Annotated in this window: 22 protein-coding genes; 20 read left to right on the top strand and 2 right to left on the bottom strand. The window is 60.0% G+C overall.

Annotated elements, in window-relative coordinates; all coding sequences use genetic code 11:
* Positions 1 to 208: 208 nt before the first annotated feature.
* Positions 209 to 1,579: a hypothetical protein gene (locus EN852_RS09820; protein ID WP_127875185.1), complete on the top strand. Its 1,371-nt coding sequence runs from the start codon at positions 209 to 211 to the stop codon at positions 1,577 to 1,579.
* Between the two features lie 48 nt (positions 1,580 to 1,627).
* On the opposite strand, the gene EN852_RS09815 is transcribed toward EN852_RS09820, so the two are convergent.
* Complete coding sequence (locus EN852_RS09815) at positions 1,628 to 2,047, bottom strand: DUF4864 domain-containing protein (RefSeq protein ID WP_127875186.1); 420 nt, start codon at positions 2,045 to 2,047, stop codon at positions 1,628 to 1,630.
* A 210-nt stretch (positions 2,048 to 2,257) separates the two neighbouring features.
* On the opposite strand from EN852_RS09815, the gene EN852_RS09810 reads away from it, so the two are divergent.
* From EN852_RS09810 to EN852_RS09720, 19 genes are all read left to right on the top strand, one after another.
* Positions 2,258 to 2,494 carry an Lrp/AsnC ligand binding domain-containing protein gene (locus EN852_RS09810; RefSeq protein ID WP_059185676.1) on the top strand — a complete coding sequence of 79 codons (237 nt, stop codon included), beginning with the start codon at positions 2,258 to 2,260 and terminating at the stop codon, positions 2,492 to 2,494.
* Positions 2,495 to 2,662: 168 nt separating this feature from the next.
* On the top strand, positions 2,663 to 4,075 hold the full coding sequence (locus tag EN852_RS09805) for a circularly permuted type 2 ATP-grasp protein (protein WP_189400793.1): 1,413 nt from the start codon (positions 2,663 to 2,665) through the stop codon (positions 4,073 to 4,075).
* Positions 4,076 to 4,131: 56 nt separating this feature from the next.
* Positions 4,132 to 4,491 (top strand): four helix bundle protein, encoded by a 360-nt coding sequence (locus EN852_RS09800; RefSeq protein ID WP_127875187.1) that lies wholly within the window; start codon positions 4,132 to 4,134, stop codon positions 4,489 to 4,491.
* A gap of 63 nt (positions 4,492 to 4,554) precedes the next feature.
* The gene (locus EN852_RS09795; protein ID WP_127863866.1) at positions 4,555 to 5,496 is read left to right on the top strand and encodes an alpha-E domain-containing protein; all 942 of its coding nucleotides are present in this window, start codon (positions 4,555 to 4,557) and stop codon (positions 5,494 to 5,496) included.
* A 19-nt stretch (positions 5,497 to 5,515) separates the two neighbouring features.
* Positions 5,516 to 6,310, top strand: a complete 795-nt coding sequence (locus EN852_RS09790; protein WP_127875188.1) for a transglutaminase family protein — start codon at positions 5,516 to 5,518, stop codon at positions 6,308 to 6,310.
* 32 nt (positions 6,311 to 6,342) lie between these two features.
* Complete coding sequence (locus EN852_RS09785) at positions 6,343 to 7,074, top strand: peptidase (RefSeq protein WP_095818647.1); 732 nt, start codon at positions 6,343 to 6,345, stop codon at positions 7,072 to 7,074.
* 224 nt (positions 7,075 to 7,298) lie between these two features.
* A complete protein-coding gene (locus EN852_RS09780; protein ID WP_127875189.1) occupies positions 7,299 to 7,592 on the top strand; it encodes a hypothetical protein in 294 nt (97 codons plus the stop codon).
* The gene (locus EN852_RS09775) at positions 7,592 to 7,813 is read left to right on the top strand and encodes a hypothetical protein (protein ID WP_127875190.1); all 222 of its coding nucleotides are present in this window, start codon (positions 7,592 to 7,594) and stop codon (positions 7,811 to 7,813) included. The genes EN852_RS09780 and EN852_RS09775 overlap by 1 nt, the downstream gene beginning before the upstream one ends.
* A complete protein-coding gene (locus EN852_RS09770) occupies positions 7,810 to 8,142 on the top strand; it encodes a hypothetical protein (RefSeq protein WP_127875191.1) in 333 nt (110 codons plus the stop codon). Before EN852_RS09775 ends, EN852_RS09770 begins: the two co-directional genes overlap by 4 nt.
* Positions 8,139 to 8,339, top strand: coding sequence for a hypothetical protein (locus EN852_RS09765; protein ID WP_127875192.1), 201 nt, complete (start codon positions 8,139 to 8,141; stop codon positions 8,337 to 8,339). The genes EN852_RS09770 and EN852_RS09765 overlap by 4 nt, the downstream gene beginning before the upstream one ends.
* A gap of 165 nt (positions 8,340 to 8,504) precedes the next feature.
* Positions 8,505 to 9,089, top strand: a complete 585-nt coding sequence (locus tag EN852_RS09760; RefSeq protein ID WP_127875193.1) for a YdaU family protein — start codon at positions 8,505 to 8,507, stop codon at positions 9,087 to 9,089.
* Positions 9,089 to 9,430 carry a hypothetical protein gene (locus EN852_RS09755; protein ID WP_127875194.1) on the top strand — a complete coding sequence of 114 codons (342 nt, stop codon included), beginning with the start codon at positions 9,089 to 9,091 and terminating at the stop codon, positions 9,428 to 9,430. Before EN852_RS09760 ends, EN852_RS09755 begins: the two co-directional genes overlap by 1 nt.
* On the top strand, positions 9,427 to 9,702 hold the full coding sequence (locus tag EN852_RS09750; protein WP_127875195.1) for a hypothetical protein: 276 nt from the start codon (positions 9,427 to 9,429) through the stop codon (positions 9,700 to 9,702). The genes EN852_RS09755 and EN852_RS09750 overlap by 4 nt, the downstream gene beginning before the upstream one ends.
* 83 nt (positions 9,703 to 9,785) lie before the next feature.
* On the top strand, positions 9,786 to 10,304 hold the full coding sequence (locus EN852_RS09745) for a hypothetical protein (protein ID WP_127875196.1): 519 nt from the start codon (positions 9,786 to 9,788) through the stop codon (positions 10,302 to 10,304).
* Between the two features lie 238 nt (positions 10,305 to 10,542).
* A complete protein-coding gene (locus tag EN852_RS09740; RefSeq protein WP_127875197.1) occupies positions 10,543 to 11,295 on the top strand; it encodes a hypothetical protein in 753 nt (250 codons plus the stop codon).
* Positions 11,292 to 11,495, top strand: coding sequence for a hypothetical protein (locus EN852_RS09735; RefSeq protein ID WP_127875198.1), 204 nt, complete (start codon positions 11,292 to 11,294; stop codon positions 11,493 to 11,495). The genes EN852_RS09740 and EN852_RS09735 overlap by 4 nt, the downstream gene beginning before the upstream one ends.
* A gap of 118 nt (positions 11,496 to 11,613) precedes the next feature.
* Positions 11,614 to 11,868: a hypothetical protein gene (locus EN852_RS09730; protein ID WP_127875199.1), complete on the top strand. Its 255-nt coding sequence runs from the start codon at positions 11,614 to 11,616 to the stop codon at positions 11,866 to 11,868.
* A 116-nt stretch (positions 11,869 to 11,984) separates the two neighbouring features.
* Complete coding sequence (locus EN852_RS09725) at positions 11,985 to 12,380, top strand: hypothetical protein (RefSeq protein WP_127875200.1); 396 nt, start codon at positions 11,985 to 11,987, stop codon at positions 12,378 to 12,380.
* A 59-nt stretch (positions 12,381 to 12,439) separates the two neighbouring features.
* Positions 12,440 to 13,762, top strand: coding sequence for a hypothetical protein (locus EN852_RS09720; RefSeq protein WP_127875201.1), 1,323 nt, complete (start codon positions 12,440 to 12,442; stop codon positions 13,760 to 13,762).
* A 148-nt stretch (positions 13,763 to 13,910) separates the two neighbouring features.
* Here the strand turns inward: EN852_RS09720 and EN852_RS40790 are convergent, their stop codons facing one another.
* Entirely contained in the window at positions 13,911 to 14,069 is a 159-nt protein-coding gene (locus tag EN852_RS40790; protein WP_189545801.1) for a hypothetical protein, read from the bottom strand.
* Positions 14,070 to 14,312: the final 243 nt, after the last annotated feature.

Here is a 14,312-nt window from a genome sequence, read left to right as displayed (position 1 = left end):
GAGGCCGAGGTCCCCAAGCCTCTGCTTGAGGCACGTGCGAACTATTTTGAAACGACTGCGAATATAAAGATTGCCGGGGTGATCTCAGGCAAAGGCGCAGACCTTGCTCGTCTCGGAACAAGCCTCGGTGTCAGGCGAGGCGCAGACAAATCGCGCTAGCGGCTCTCGCGAGTCTGCTGCCGCCGTTCAGCAATGGACGGGAGCGGTGTTGCCGGCCGTCGCGGTCATCGGGCTCGCCGGCCTCGCCCTGCGGGTGCTCGGCGCGCGTGGCGACCTCTGGCTAGATGAGATCTGGAGCCTGGTGCAGCTTGAGCCGCTCACCTCGATCGACCAGATATTCTGGCGCATAAATCATGACAACAACCATTTCCTCAATTCGATCTATCTCTACCTTGTCGGCGCCGATGCCTCGCCATTGCTCCAGCGCGGACTGTCGATAGCGCTGGGTGTCGGTGCCGTCTTTGCCGCGGGAGCGGCTGCTCGAGGCCGGTGGGCAGCTGTCGCCACAAGCCTGCTGTTCGCCATCAGCTATCCGATGGTTCACTATGGCTCGGAAGCGAGAGGCTATGCCGGCCTGGTGTTGTTCACGCTTCTTGCCGTCATGTTCCTGGAGCGCCGGCTCGACGGAAGAGGTTCGGGCGTCGCGTTCGGGGCGATCGTCCTCCTCGGCTTTCTGTCCCATCTCCTCATGGTGGAAACCGTGGCTGTCCTGGTTGCCTGGGCCGCCTGGATCGTCTGGCGGCGCACCGGCAGCCTCGGGCGGGTCAATGTGGAACTCGGTCAGATCTTCGCGCCGGCCTTCCTGGCCGTGCTGCCGCTTGCCGCCTGCATGCTGATTGGCTCGCTGCTGTTCGGCTTCAGGATCGGTGGCGTCCTGCCATTCTCGCTTCACGCCTTCGGGCAGGGCTATGGCGGAATGATCCGCTACCTGTTTGGCGTGCCGGATTGGATCGGCGACTGGGTATCCATCGTTGCCGCCTGCGGGCTCGTCTGCGTCTGCGCCGCCATCTGGCGCGATCGGCGAGCCAGCCTCTATGTCATTGGGATCGTCGGATTGCCCGTTATCATGGCGATGGCACGACCGCCCAATGCCGAATTCCCGCGCTACTTCCTCGTTCCCGCAACATTGATGCTGCTGTGGGCGGGCGAGCTGCTTGGGCGTGGTTTCGCCGCCGGAGGCAGGTACCGTCTGTTCGCGGCGGCCGCAATGGCGGCAATCCTCGCCGGCACGACAACGCTTCTGCTGCCATTCTACGAATATGGGCGGGGGTCCTACGCCGCGATGGTCTACAAAATGACGCGTGACGGCGCAGCGGACTACGCTACCAACCAGGAATTCCGGACCGTCATGACCGTCGATTATTTTGCCAAACGGCTCGGGCGTCAGGCCTCGTTTGTCGCCATGGACAAGATATGTGACGAACATCCCTCCTGGCTGATCCTCGAAGGGGCCATCGACCGGCAGCCGCAATATGTCGACGCCGCGCCGGCCTGCAGGTCGGCCTATGAGCGTGTCGATGCCTCGACGAGCTGGGGTCTTTCAGGCCTGGCCTGGACGCTGTATCGGCGCCGGGATTGAGTGCGAGCCCAGCCAAATTCCGGACGTCGCACGCGGTCCCGGAATGGCTCAGGTGCTGACCGAGGTCGAGGCACGCAGGCTGCAGCCGGTGATCTTGAAACTGCCATCCGCCTGCTGCTGCAGCGTATAGACCGCCTCGTAATCCTTGCCGTCGGGTCCGACGATCAGCACCTGCTGGACGATCGAGCCAGGCCCTGTCTCCTCAACCTTGCCGAAGGAATAGGATTGGGGCTTTCGCACCGGCGCATAGCCGTTCGTCACCATGTTCATGAAGGTGTCGACGGTCGGAAAGATCTGCTTCACGTTCGGCGCGGCGAAACTATAGGCGGCGATGCCGTCATCGGCGATGAAGGCCTTCAACTGGCTGTCGATAACCGTCTGCGCGGCCTTGACCTCCGCATCGCCGGCGAAGGCAAGCGTGGTCATCAACATCGGAACAAGAGCTATTGCGAACAAAGCGCGGCGCATGGCCTGCCTCCCGGAATTCGCTTGGCGATCGAGTCTAACATACGCGTCGCGGCGTGGCGTGGTTTCACCGACCCGCGAAGATTTCGCCTATTTCGGCGCCGGAGGCGGAACCGGGTGCTCTTTGAGCCGCGTGGCGCGTGAAGCTTGAAAGCCGGGCGGCAGTCTGCCACAAGGGCCGCTTATTCATGATGCAGGCGGCAGGACCGGGCAATGAAGGCATTTTTCGTGCAGATTAAATGCGATCTGGGCAAGGCCTATGAGGTCGCCAGCGCGCTTGCCGACGCCGAGATCGCCTCCGAAATCTACTCGACCGCCGGCAATTATGACCTGCTCGCCAAATTCTACGTCGACGACGAGGAGGATATCGGCCACTTCGTCAATGAGCGGGTGCAGATCCTGCCCGGAATCAAAGACACCTTCACCATCGTGACCTTCCGGGCGTTCTGACCGGCCTGGCGATGCCCCGCTGGCAAGCAGGGGCTGACCCGACCTTGCCGCCTGTGCCTTAAATTTAGGCAATTTGCAGAGAGTGGCCGTCACGGCTTCCTAAATCATCGATTGCCCTTGATTTTCTCCGGCGAGGCCAGTGAAATGGCCTCATAGGGGAGTACACGATTGGCAGCGTTCGACGAAATGCTTCCGGAAGTTTCCGGATTGAGAAGACCTTATGAGGCTTACGATCGCTGGCTGAAGGAGCAGGACCCGGCCAGGCTTACCCAGAAAATGCAGGACGCGGAGCGCGTCTTCCGCAAGACCGGCATCACCTTTGCCGTCTATGGCGAGCAGGAAGCTTCCGAGCGGCTGATCCCTTTCGACATCGTGCCGCGCATCCTCTCCGGCCAGGAATGGCGCCGGCTGACGCAGGGCATCGAGCAGCGCGTGCAGGCGCTGAACGCGTTTCTCGACGACATCTATCACCGCCAGGAGATCCTGCGCGCCGGACGGGTGCCGAGGGAGCTTGTCGCGAAGAACGAGGCCTTCCTGCCCGAGATGATCGGGGTGAGGCCGCCGGCTGGCGTGTACACCCATATCATCGGCGTCGATATCGTCCGCATATCGGAGAACGAGTTCTACGTGCTGGAGGACAATGCCCGCACGCCGTCCGGCGTCTCCTACATGCTGGAGAACCGCGAGACGATGATGCAGCTCTTTCCGGAGCTGTTCCAGAAGATCAAGGTGCGGCCGGTCGAGAACTATCCGCAACTGCTGCGCCAGTCGCTCGCCGCGGTGCGGCCGCAAAGCGCGAAGGGCGCGCCGACCATCGCGGTGCTGACGCCAGGCTCCTACAACTCGGCCTATTTCGAGCATGCCTTCCTCGCCGACCAGATGGGCGTGCAACTGGTCGAGGGGCAGGATCTGCGCGTCGTCGACGGCCATGTCGCGATGCGCACGACCGAAGGCTACAAGCAGATCGACGTGCTTTACCGGCGCGTCGACGACGCCTTCCTCGATCCGCTGACTTTCCGCCCGGACTCCGCCCTCGGCGTGCCGGGCATCATGGATGTCTACCGCGCCGGCAACATCACCATCGCCAATGCGCCGGGCACCGGCATCGCCGACGACAAGGCGATCTATTCCTACATGCCGGAGATCGTCGAGTTCTACACCGGCCGCAAGGCCATTCTCGGCAACATCCCGACCTGGCGCTGCTCGGAGCCGGACAGCCTCAAATATGTGCTCGAGCACATCAGCGAGCTGGTGGTCAAGGAAGTGCACGGCTCGGGCGGCTACGGCATGCTGGTCGGCCCGGCCGCGACCAAGAAGGAATGCCAGGAGTTCGCCAAGAAGCTGCAGGCGAAGCCCTCGAACTACATCGCCCAGCCGACGCTGGCGCTGTCGACCTGCCCGATCCTGACCGAAAAGGGTCTGTCGCCGCGCCATGTCGATCTTCGGCCTTACGTGCTCGTTTCCGACCGAATCCAGATCGTGCCGGGTGGCTTGACGCGCGTGGCGCTAAAGCAGGGTTCATTGGTTGTCAATTCATCGCAAGGCGGTGGGACGAAGGACACCTGGGTGTTGGATGACTGAGGAGCGAGTAGCGAATAGCGAGTAGCGAGTAGGGAAAAGAAGGGGATACGACGGCGATCAATTCCTACAGGGATCTCACCGTTTGGAAGGCGGCCCTGAAGTTGGCAGTGAATTGCTATTCGGCCACGAGAGGTTTTCCGAACAGTGAAGTATACGGGATGACTTCTCAGATACGACGCTTTGCGGCTTCCATCGCAGCGAATGTTGCAGAGGGTCATGGAAGAGAAAGTACAGGAGCCTTTATTCAATTTCTTCGCACGGCGCAGGGCTCTCTGAAAGAGTTGGAAACACATCTCATCCTGTGTGGAGAGGTAGAATTAATGGTCGAAGCGGAGGTCGCTGGTTTGCTTGGCCAAACTGATGAAATCGGGAGGATGCTGCGTTCGATGATCAGGAGCCTGCAACAAAAGTCATGAAGTGCCTTTTTCCCTATTCGCTACTCGCTATTCGCTATTCGCTCGACACCGGAGCAAGCTGAGATGCTTTTGGGCCGCACCGCAAACGGTCTCTACTGGATGAACCGCTATATAGAGCGGGCCGAAAACATGGCGCGCCTCGTCGATGCCGGCCTGCGCATGGCGCTGACGCGCACGCAGAACGCGTCGGAGGAATGGAATTCGGTGCTGCTTAGCGCCGGCTCCGACTATGCGTTCTCGCAGAAATACCAGGACTACACTGCTGCCAACGTCTCCGACTTCCTGCTGCGCGACACTTCGAACCCGTCGAGCACGATGTCGTCGATCGAGACGGCTCGCAACAATGCCCGCATGGTGCGAACGGCGCTGACGCGCGAGACCTGGGAAAGCATCAACGAAGCCTGGATGTCGCTGAAGCGCATGCTGGCGAGGCCGATCGACGAGCGCGACCTGCCGACGGTGCTCGATGCCATCAAGCGCGAGACGGCGCTGATCCGCGGTTCGTTCTACGGCACGATGCTGCGCAACGAGATTTTCGACTTCTCGCAGCTCGGCACCTATGTCGAGCGCGCCGACAACACGGCGCGCATCCTCGACGTGAAGTATTATGTGCTCCTACCTTCGCTGTCCTGGGTCGGCTCGACGCTGGACAACTATCAGTGGGAGTCGATCCTGCGCTCGGTGTCGGCGCATCGTTCCTATCGCTGGGTCTATGAAGCCGACTACAAGCCGACGAATATTGCGGACTATCTGATCCTCAATGTGCGCATGCCGCGCTCGCTGACCTTCTGTTATCGCTTCCTCGGCGAGCACCTGAAATTCCTCGCCGACGACTATGGCGAGCGCCATGCCTGCCACGCCACGGCCGAGAAGATCCAGGCGTTGCTCAAGAGGGGCTCGATCAAGGATATATTCGATCACGGCCTGCACGAGTTCCTGGCCGAGTTCATTCGCGACAACACCAGGCTGGGCGACGAGATCGCCCAGGATTACCGGTTCCATTGAGGGGCTGAGGGCGGGCGTCATGCGGCTCAAGATCACCCATCGCACCGAGTACCACTACGATGCGCCGGTGCAATATCTGCTGCAGCGGCTGCGCCTGCTGCCCCTGAGCGGACGTACGCAGACCGTCGGCTCCTGGGCGATCAAGGTCGAAGGCGCGCGCGAGGAGGTGCGCTTTACCGATCATTTCGGCAACGACACGCGGCTGGTGAGCGCCGAGAGCGGCCACAGCGCGATCACCGTTGAGGCGGCGGGAGAGGTGACCACGCATGACACGGCGGGCGTGACAGGCCCGCATCAGGGCTTTGCCCCGCTCTGGCTGTTCGGCCAGCACACGCAGCTTACCGCCGCCGGCGAAGGCATACGTGAACTGGCCGGCACGCTCGGTCAGGGAACCGAGATCGAGCGGCTGCACCGGTTGATGGTCGCCATCCGCGAACGGGTCGCCTACAAGCCCGGCACGACCAGCGTCGTGACGCCGGCGGAGGAGGCGCTTGCGCTGAAGTCCGGCGTCTGCCAGGATCACAGCCATATCTTCATCGCCGCGGCCGTCGCCCTTGGCTTTCCGGCTCGCTATGTCAGCGGCTACCTGATGATGGATGCGGCCGTCGAGCAGGCTGCAAGCCATGCCTGGGCCGAGGCCTATGTGGTGGGGCTCGGATGGGTTGCCTTCGACCCAGCCAACGGTATCTCTCCAGATGAACGCTATGTGCGGGTGGCGACGGGGCGCGACTATCGCGACGCCTCGCCAGTGTCGGGGATACTCTTGGGGCAGGCGCAAGAGAAGCTTGCCGTCTCCGTCACGGTAGAGCAGTAATTTCCGACGGGATTCGCTGTTAAAGAAGAATCATGACCTATTGCGTCGGCCTCAAGATCGATCGCGGGCTCGTGTTCATGTCGGACACGCGCACCAATGCCGGCATGGATTCGATCTCGACCTTCAAGAAGATGCACATCTGGGAAGAGCCGGGCGAGCGCGTCATCGTGCTGATGTCGGCAGGCAACCTTGCCACCACGCAAGCCGTGGTCAGCCTGCTCGACGAACGCAACAAGACCGTTGGTGACCGCCATCCGAAGCTGCTCGAGACGCCGTCCATGTACCAGACGGTGCGGCTGGTCGGCGACACGGTCAAGGAAGTCATCGAACACGCCTCGCCGAACGGCGACAAGGCGGATTCCTACTTCAATGCCTCCTTCATCCTGGGCGGCCAGATCAAGGGCAGCCCGCCCAGGCTGTTCATGATCTACCCGGAAGGCAATTTCATCGAATCGACCGACGATACGCCTTTCTTCCAGATCGGCGAGACGAAATACGGCAAGCCGATCATCATCCGTGCCTATGACCGGACAATGGGCCTGGCCGAAACGGTGAAGCTGCTTCTGGTGTCGTTCGACTCGACGCTGAAATCCAACCTTTCGGTCGGGCTGCCGCTCGATCTGCTGTTCCTGGAGAAGGACAGCTTCAAGGTCGGGCTCAACAGGCGGATCGCCCAGGACGATCCCTATTACCGCACCATCTCCGACGGCTGGTCGAACGCCTTGAAGGCGGCCTTTGCCAGCCTGCCGGATTTCCCCGGCTAGGGTCCGTGCTTCGCAGCCGGTTGCGCGTCGCGAGAGATGCCGGCGTTAGCGTCTCGACCGTTCGCCGCGGCTGGAAGCGGTATAACAAGCTTTATCCCGGCGACCCCATATTCCCTCACGAGGCGGTTTCAAAAAGTCCATGATTTTCTGGAACTGAAACTTGTAGCGCGCCGTCAAATCGTGAGTAACTTAAGCGTCACCCAAAACAAACCGAGGGTGACGAAATGGAACAGACAGACACGGCTAAGGCGTTTAATGCCCGGCTCAGCTTTTGGGCAGCATCCGGCCTCAGCGGCGCCGAGCTCTACGAAGCTCTCGCGACTGACACCACTCTCCCTGCCTTTTTCGATCCGGAAGACCTCGCCTCCATCCAGGGCGTGAAGCCGTCGGCGGTGAAGAAGCATCGCAACCGCGGGACCGGACCGGAATTCATCAGGCTCTCCGCGAAATTGGTGAAATACGGGCGAGCCGACTTCTGCCGGCATTTGGCATCGCGGTTCGTTCGGAGGGCCGCGTGATGACCGCCGCCATCACCCGACTGCCAACGGCAGCAACAAGCTATTACACGGTCAGGAAATCGGGACGGAATTGGGCAGTGGAGCTTGTCACGCCGGCGCCAGGCCGCCCGCTGCGCACCAAGCTCCGGTCTTACAGTGATCCAGCGGCCGCCAATGCCGATGCAGCGGAAACGGCGAAGCGGATGGCGCGCCCCTTCAAGATTGGGGGGCGCGCCGCATGAACGCAAACGACAACAAAGGTGCTCGCCCGCCTTATATCCTGGGCAGCGATCCCGAAGGCGATCTTTGCAATCATAGGCGCACGGCCGAGGCCGCTGCCCAGATTCACGCTGGTCTGAAAGAGGTACTGAACCCTGGCAGTGAATTTCTCGTCGGGCATCTGCACAAAACCACGGCTTACCACAACGGCCTGACGAACATCGAGACCCAAGTCGCCATCATACGCGCTTTGGCCTTGATGCAGATCGACATGACCCGGCGGATCTCCGACATGAACGTCGGGTCTGATGACGAAGACGACGATAGCTGGATTGAGGATAGATCACTATGACCGGCCTCGATCACGAACACAGCGAAGTCATCACCCTCGGCGCCCGTCGTCTTATCGAAGTCCCTCCGCATGTCCGCGGCCGGCCGGCGGTGCCGTGGCTTAAGTCTCAATTTCCGATGACGACGGCCGAGGCGATTGAGTCCATCCGCTTGGCGAATCTGGTCAGAAGCGGAGGTCTCGACGATGGCGCATCCTGACAAACGAAAACCCGCCGACGGGGACCAATCGGCGGGCTTCCGGGGGACCACTCAAGCAGCAAGAGTGTTCATAAAAATAGCGGTAATCACGCCGGATTGTCAAGAAAAGCAGGGGCAATGTCAAACGCGTTTGACTCCTGACCGCTACCAGATCGGCGGTGCCGGATGACCGACCTCGCCTGGATGAAAACCTACATCGGTGACGAGGCCGCCATCACCTTGCATTTGAGCGCTGAAGAGTTCGGCGCCTATGAACGGCTACGCCGGCATTATTGGCAGCACGGCATGTTGCCTGATGACGATGTCCGGCTGATGCGCGTCACTGGCGTCGACGTCGACCGATGGGAGGCAGTGCGCTCGGCCATCTGCTCTTTGTTCGAAGACGGATGGCGGTTGCCGCGGCTCGACAATGAGCGGGAAGCGGCTGCCGAGAAGCGTGAAATTGCCATCGATCGGGCCAGGAAAGGCGCTGACGCCAGGTGGCGCCGAAATGCTTCAAGCAATGCTCCAAGGATGCTTGAAGCAATGCCTAAAGCAATGCTTGAGCAATGCCCACCAGCACCAGCACCAGCACCAGAAGATTCTGCTCCGGAAAGAAAGGAAGAAGGGTTAGCGCTTACGCGCGCGAAAGAGCCGAACGTGATGCTGATGTCGATGGCCGAAGCGCAGGAGCATCTACGCTCGACTGGTGCTCTGTCGGCCGACGAAAATGAAGTCAACGGTTACCTTGCAGCGTCGCGAGGTGGCTGATGAGTGACTTCGATAAGGACCGCCGCCGCCTGCTCAACCTCATCGGCCGCATGGTCAATCTTGGCCATCTTCTTCACGATCCGCCCGCGCAGCATAGCCAGGCGTGCGGCGCGATGGCGATCGATGCGCGTATGGCCGTGCGCGAAGTCCAACGGCTTGAAAATCATCGAGATGCAAGGGAACGGCAGTCGATGTCGTTTGTTCCGCTGAGATACGGGGGCGGGGAGGATCGTTCTGACGGTGTACGAATCCCAGACCGGTCCCGCAGTTTCTCGCGCATAAACCGTAACAATTTTGGTTGCCCGCGTAACTTTTTCCCGCGCTCGGCTGGTGACGCATGAGCGCGGCCGATCGGACATGCCAGCATTGCAACGGCAGCGTCGCGGGCAAGCGCCGGGACGCGAAGTTCTGTTCGGCTTCCTGCAGGGTGAATTCCCATCGCGCAGAGGTCGGCCGCGTCGAGGCCATCCGGGCCGACGTCCTTATCGATCGACAGATGCGAGACGCCTTGGTCGAGAGCCTTTCCTTGAACCCGCAAGATGAGCACGACCCGGCCAAAGTTCGCGAGGCCTTCGCGCGCATGTGCCGGGCGTTCGCCGAGAAGTTCGCCTAAGCGTTACAGTATCCCCGGTTACGCTTCCGGGCACCGGGTTAGAGTATTGCAGTTCGAATTTCCTCTGACCTCGGAGCCATTGAATGCTCGCTCGCCTCAAAGCCGCCGAACCAGACTTCGATCGCCTGCTTACGATCCCCGAGAAACCTGCCAGCATCGCCGCTGCGGAACAGGCCTATCAGGACGCCGTTGCCGCGCGCCAGGAAGGCCAGCAACGCCACGTAGAGGCCGGCCGGCGCCTTGCCGCTCAGCAGCTCGGTCAGCCGCCGCAAATCAGCAGCGCCGACGTCGAAGCTATCGGCCGCGAACTGGCACCTTTGTTCGAAGCCGAGGCCGTCGCGAAAGCCAAGCGCGACGAAGAGAATCAGGCCTACCAGGCGAGCCTTGGGTCAGCCCTTGAGGAGCCCCTGAGGCTGTACCGCGAAGCAGTCGATCAGGCGCTTGGACGGTTGGAAAACCTACTCACCTACGGGCCAAGCTTCAGGGAAAAGACAAAGCAGGCCGGCATCGACATCAACCGCTTTTCGACACTTCCCGGTGTCTGTCCGCAGTTGTGGGAGCGGCTAAACTATGTCCGCGTCGCCTTCGACCGGACGAATTGAGAGGGGGGAGGCAAATGGTAACTCGCCAAGTCTCTCTGAACGGTCCCTTTGTCTCTTCGAAGACCGTCCACACCGTCAAGCTCATCGGGTCTGAGACCAAAGCGGAACGCCGCGCACGGTGGAAGCGCGAAGACCTCCGCCATATCCGCCGGCTCGAGTCGGTGGGCATGACCTCGGCGAACTGCAAGGCGCTCTCGGTTATGCGCGTGAATTTCTGGAAGAAGTACCACGAATGGCCGTGAACACGAAAAAGGTGAAGCCCGTCAAGGCCATCATCGTCGATCCGAAGCAGGCGGCGTTGCACAAGATCGATGTCGATATCGATCGCCTTGGCAAGCAAATCGCCGAGAAGAATACGGCCCTTGAAGCGGACACGAAACTGCATCCACTCGACCAAAGCCAGCCATTGCAGGAGCGGCTTAAGACGCAGATCAGCGAGCTTCGTGGCCATGTCGATCGGCTGCACAAGGAGCGCTTCGACATCGAGCTTGGCGACCTCGCGCCTAAGGCGCCTGGCGCGGCGCCACAAGGCCATTCGAAAAAGAAGTGGGACATCAAGAATGTGCCCGAGCCGACCTATCCGGCTGGCGCGCGTCAGCGTGGCGACAAGGCGGCGCTAGACAGGGCCTTCCTGGCATTTGTGGAATACAACATCGATCAGGCAAAGATCGCCATGCAGAGGCGTGACGTCGATGCCGCCGGCAGAGCATCGATCGAATTGCTGATGGATGTCGCCGGCGAACATCTCGGAATGCATGTCTGGATGAGTGAGCGCGTCAAGGAACTAGAGACGCGCGTCGCCGAACTCGAGAGCAAGCCATCGGTCGAATACCGCGGCGTTTGGAAAGCCGACGAGGCCTACAAGCGCGGCCACCTTTGCACGCATGACGGATCGATGTGGCACGCGGAAGTGGGCTCGCAAGGTCTCCTGCCAGGACAGGGTGCAGCGTGGAAGCTCTGTGTGAAGAAAGGCAGGGATGCCAGATCATGAAGCCAGCACCGACCTTTGAGCAAGTCGACGTGTGCCTGGCTGAAGACCAGCGCACAGTCGTGCTCTACGCCTACGACTGCCACGACAATTGCTTCATGCAGTCATTCGATCCGCTGCCCATGCCGATCGAGGAAGACAGCCTCGTTCATCAGGAATGGCGCTTAGCCGCTCGTCCCCGCGCATGGAGGCCGCTGGCATGAACGAGAGAAGCCCCTGGGGGGGTAGGTCAGTCCTAAAACGGTCGCTCTCGCGCAGACCGCATGCGAACCCATTCGCACATTTTTTTCGGCCATCTTGCAGTTTCCCGGCTGGTGTCTGATGCCGAATGCACCCGCAACACTCCAGAAACATGCGGTTCTGCCCGTTCCGAGGTGGCTAACTCGTGCTGAAAAAGCCCAGTTCAAGCGCGTGTGCGAGCAGATGTCCGCGGCCGGCAGGCCACTTTCGGACGCGGATACCGATCCGATCGCCGATTTGATCACGTTGCGTTCGAGGATCGCCGACACCCGGCGCCTCTACCGCGGCGTGGTCTCCAATCTGAAGGCAAATCCGGCATGGGAGTCGGATCGATAATATGCGCTGTCCCTAAGCCGGCTCGCTGACAGCCAGACCGCGAAGGCACAGCGCATGGCCGCGGCTCTCGGCTTGTTCAATGAGCTGACCCTTCAGGCATCGAGGGCGTAAATAAGATGACCCAGAAAGTAATCACCCGTTACGAAAAGAGCCCAGCCTATCGAACCATCCATGTCGATGGATGCACAGGCTCATTCACTCCACGCGGGCAAATCCAGTGTGCGTTTTACAGTGAGCGTTTCCCTGGTCCGGCCACCGGATCGTTCGAAACCACTGATGGCGTTGCCGCATGGCCTGAAGCTGTTGAGTCGAACGAGGGCAGCGGCGCGCATGTGATCCGTGAGACGGAGGCTAATCTGGTTTTGGATTGGCGCGCCGCAGTGCCGATCTGGCTCTGGCTTGGCGATGTCATCCAAGAGGTCAGGCAGCGCAATGGCATCTCCGATGATGAGTGGCAATCGCTGATGGAAGCCGCCAAGGCTGCGCAGGCAGCGGAAAGGGCCGGCACCTAAATGGGCATCTACGGCATCAATGGTAGCCTTGGATAACTGCTGAGAGAGAGGAATTGGCAATGCCGTTGCTTTCGACGGGAGGATTCTGGGGTACCACGGGCGGCGGCGGAGGCTCCACGCCGACTCTTTTGCAGTTCATGACAGTTGCGTCCGATCTAACATCATCGTCGACCACATTCACCCTGTCGTCGGTGTCTATCGGAGCGGCCGATGCTAATCGAAAGATTTTTGTCAATATAGCTTTCAATCCTGGTTCACCATCGATAACCTCCGTCACGATCGGTGGTGTAGTCGCCAAGACTGTTATTAACAAGGTCCAAAGCGGCGTCGGTCTATATGGTGTCTTCTATGCCGATGTGCCTACAGGAACCACCGCGACGATCATTGTGACGACAAGTGCGTCGGCCTCCAATTGCCTCTGCGCGGTATATAGATCGACAACACCCGGAATTAAGCCGCTGCATGCACTAGCGCTTTATAATGCCGGGGCCTCGGTCACCTTGAGTGGCCTCCAGATCGCCAATGGTGGCTTCGTTCTTACCAATGCTCGCAGCGGAAATATCTCCGGCGTTACAACATCTGGATCTGATACGCTCACTCAGGACGATCTCAGGTCGTTTTCCACATACAAGCTCTACTCGGGATCGATCCTTACGAATTCTGCCGCCACGATCAACATAACCGCGACGGCGCCGTCTGCTATTGGCATAACGGCAGATGGAGCATCATTCGTGCCGCTCTCCGGCTCTGCCTATGCTCCGGTTCTGGCCGGCAGCTTCAGCGACGACACAAACCTAACGACCTACACCTTCAACAGCGTCAATATCGGCACGGCGAACGCGCTGAGGCAGCTCGTCATTTGCTTTTCATGGGGTGCAACAAACGCTAGAACGGTATCTAGCGTGACGGTTGGCGGAGTTGCCGCAACTGTCGTCAATCAGGTCGCAAGCACGTCAGGCGGTACGGCAATCGTTCGCTTCCCGCTTTCGACGGGCACAACAGCCAACATTATAATCACCATGAGTGCCGGCCTAACTCGGCTGTATGGCGCTGTCTACGATACGAGATGCCGGTATTCCTTTACACCAATGGATAGCGCAGTGGTCAATACCACATCGACCTCTGTATCCACTCCTGCCTTGCAGGTGAATGATGGCGGTTTTGCCATCCAATCTTGTTATATGGCAAGCGCCATTGAAACGATAAGCGCGAATTATAGCGGCGCCGATACACTTAACAAAGATAGCCAGGTTACGGCGGAATCATTGGACTCCATAGCGTTCTTCTCGTGCCTGACGACTGAGTTTAATCAAGCCGCGACCGGAGGAATTACAAGCGCGACCAGCAATATAAAGCGGGTCGTGATAGCTTCGTTCTTATAATCAAAGAAAAGGGCCGGCGCGAGGACGCCGACCCTTCCCGAGTTGGGCATGGGTGAAGCTCTGACCACATCCAACTTCACGCGCGCTCTGGGGTTCAGGGCGCGCGAAGCTTGCCCCTGAGTCTTGCCGATAAGTCGCGACTTATATATCAACCAGCGAAGGCGTGGACGATGGCGAAGCCAATGCCGATCGCGATGCCGGTGGCGAGGCTTTCAGCGAGGCGCAGCGCCAACGCGCCATATCGAGCCCGCAGACGCGCTGGCGGGGCTCGTAGGACAGCAGCAATGTCGTCAAATGCCGGTTCCATGGAGAAGATTCTAGATCGGAAACGAGCCGATGTGAATCCCCCTGCTTATGGCGTCATCACACCAAATATTAGCTGTCGCTGGTAATACTCTTGCCGGCAGCGCATCTGGCGAGGAATGAACTGGTGACTCTCTTCGGAGTTTTCATGTGCATTTATTTCGGGCATCCTCAACAACCGGCCGAATGCACCATGGTTGGCAACTGGCGGGGATTTCTCACTCAAGACGAATGTGAGGCAGAACTA

The organism is Mesorhizobium sp. M2E.F.Ca.ET.209.01.1.1, from assembly GCF_004010375.2.
GTDB lineage: Bacteria > Pseudomonadota > Alphaproteobacteria > Rhizobiales > Rhizobiaceae > Mesorhizobium.
The sequence above is the reverse complement of the archived record's forward strand: the minus strand, read 5'-3'. Positions and strand labels throughout refer to the sequence as shown.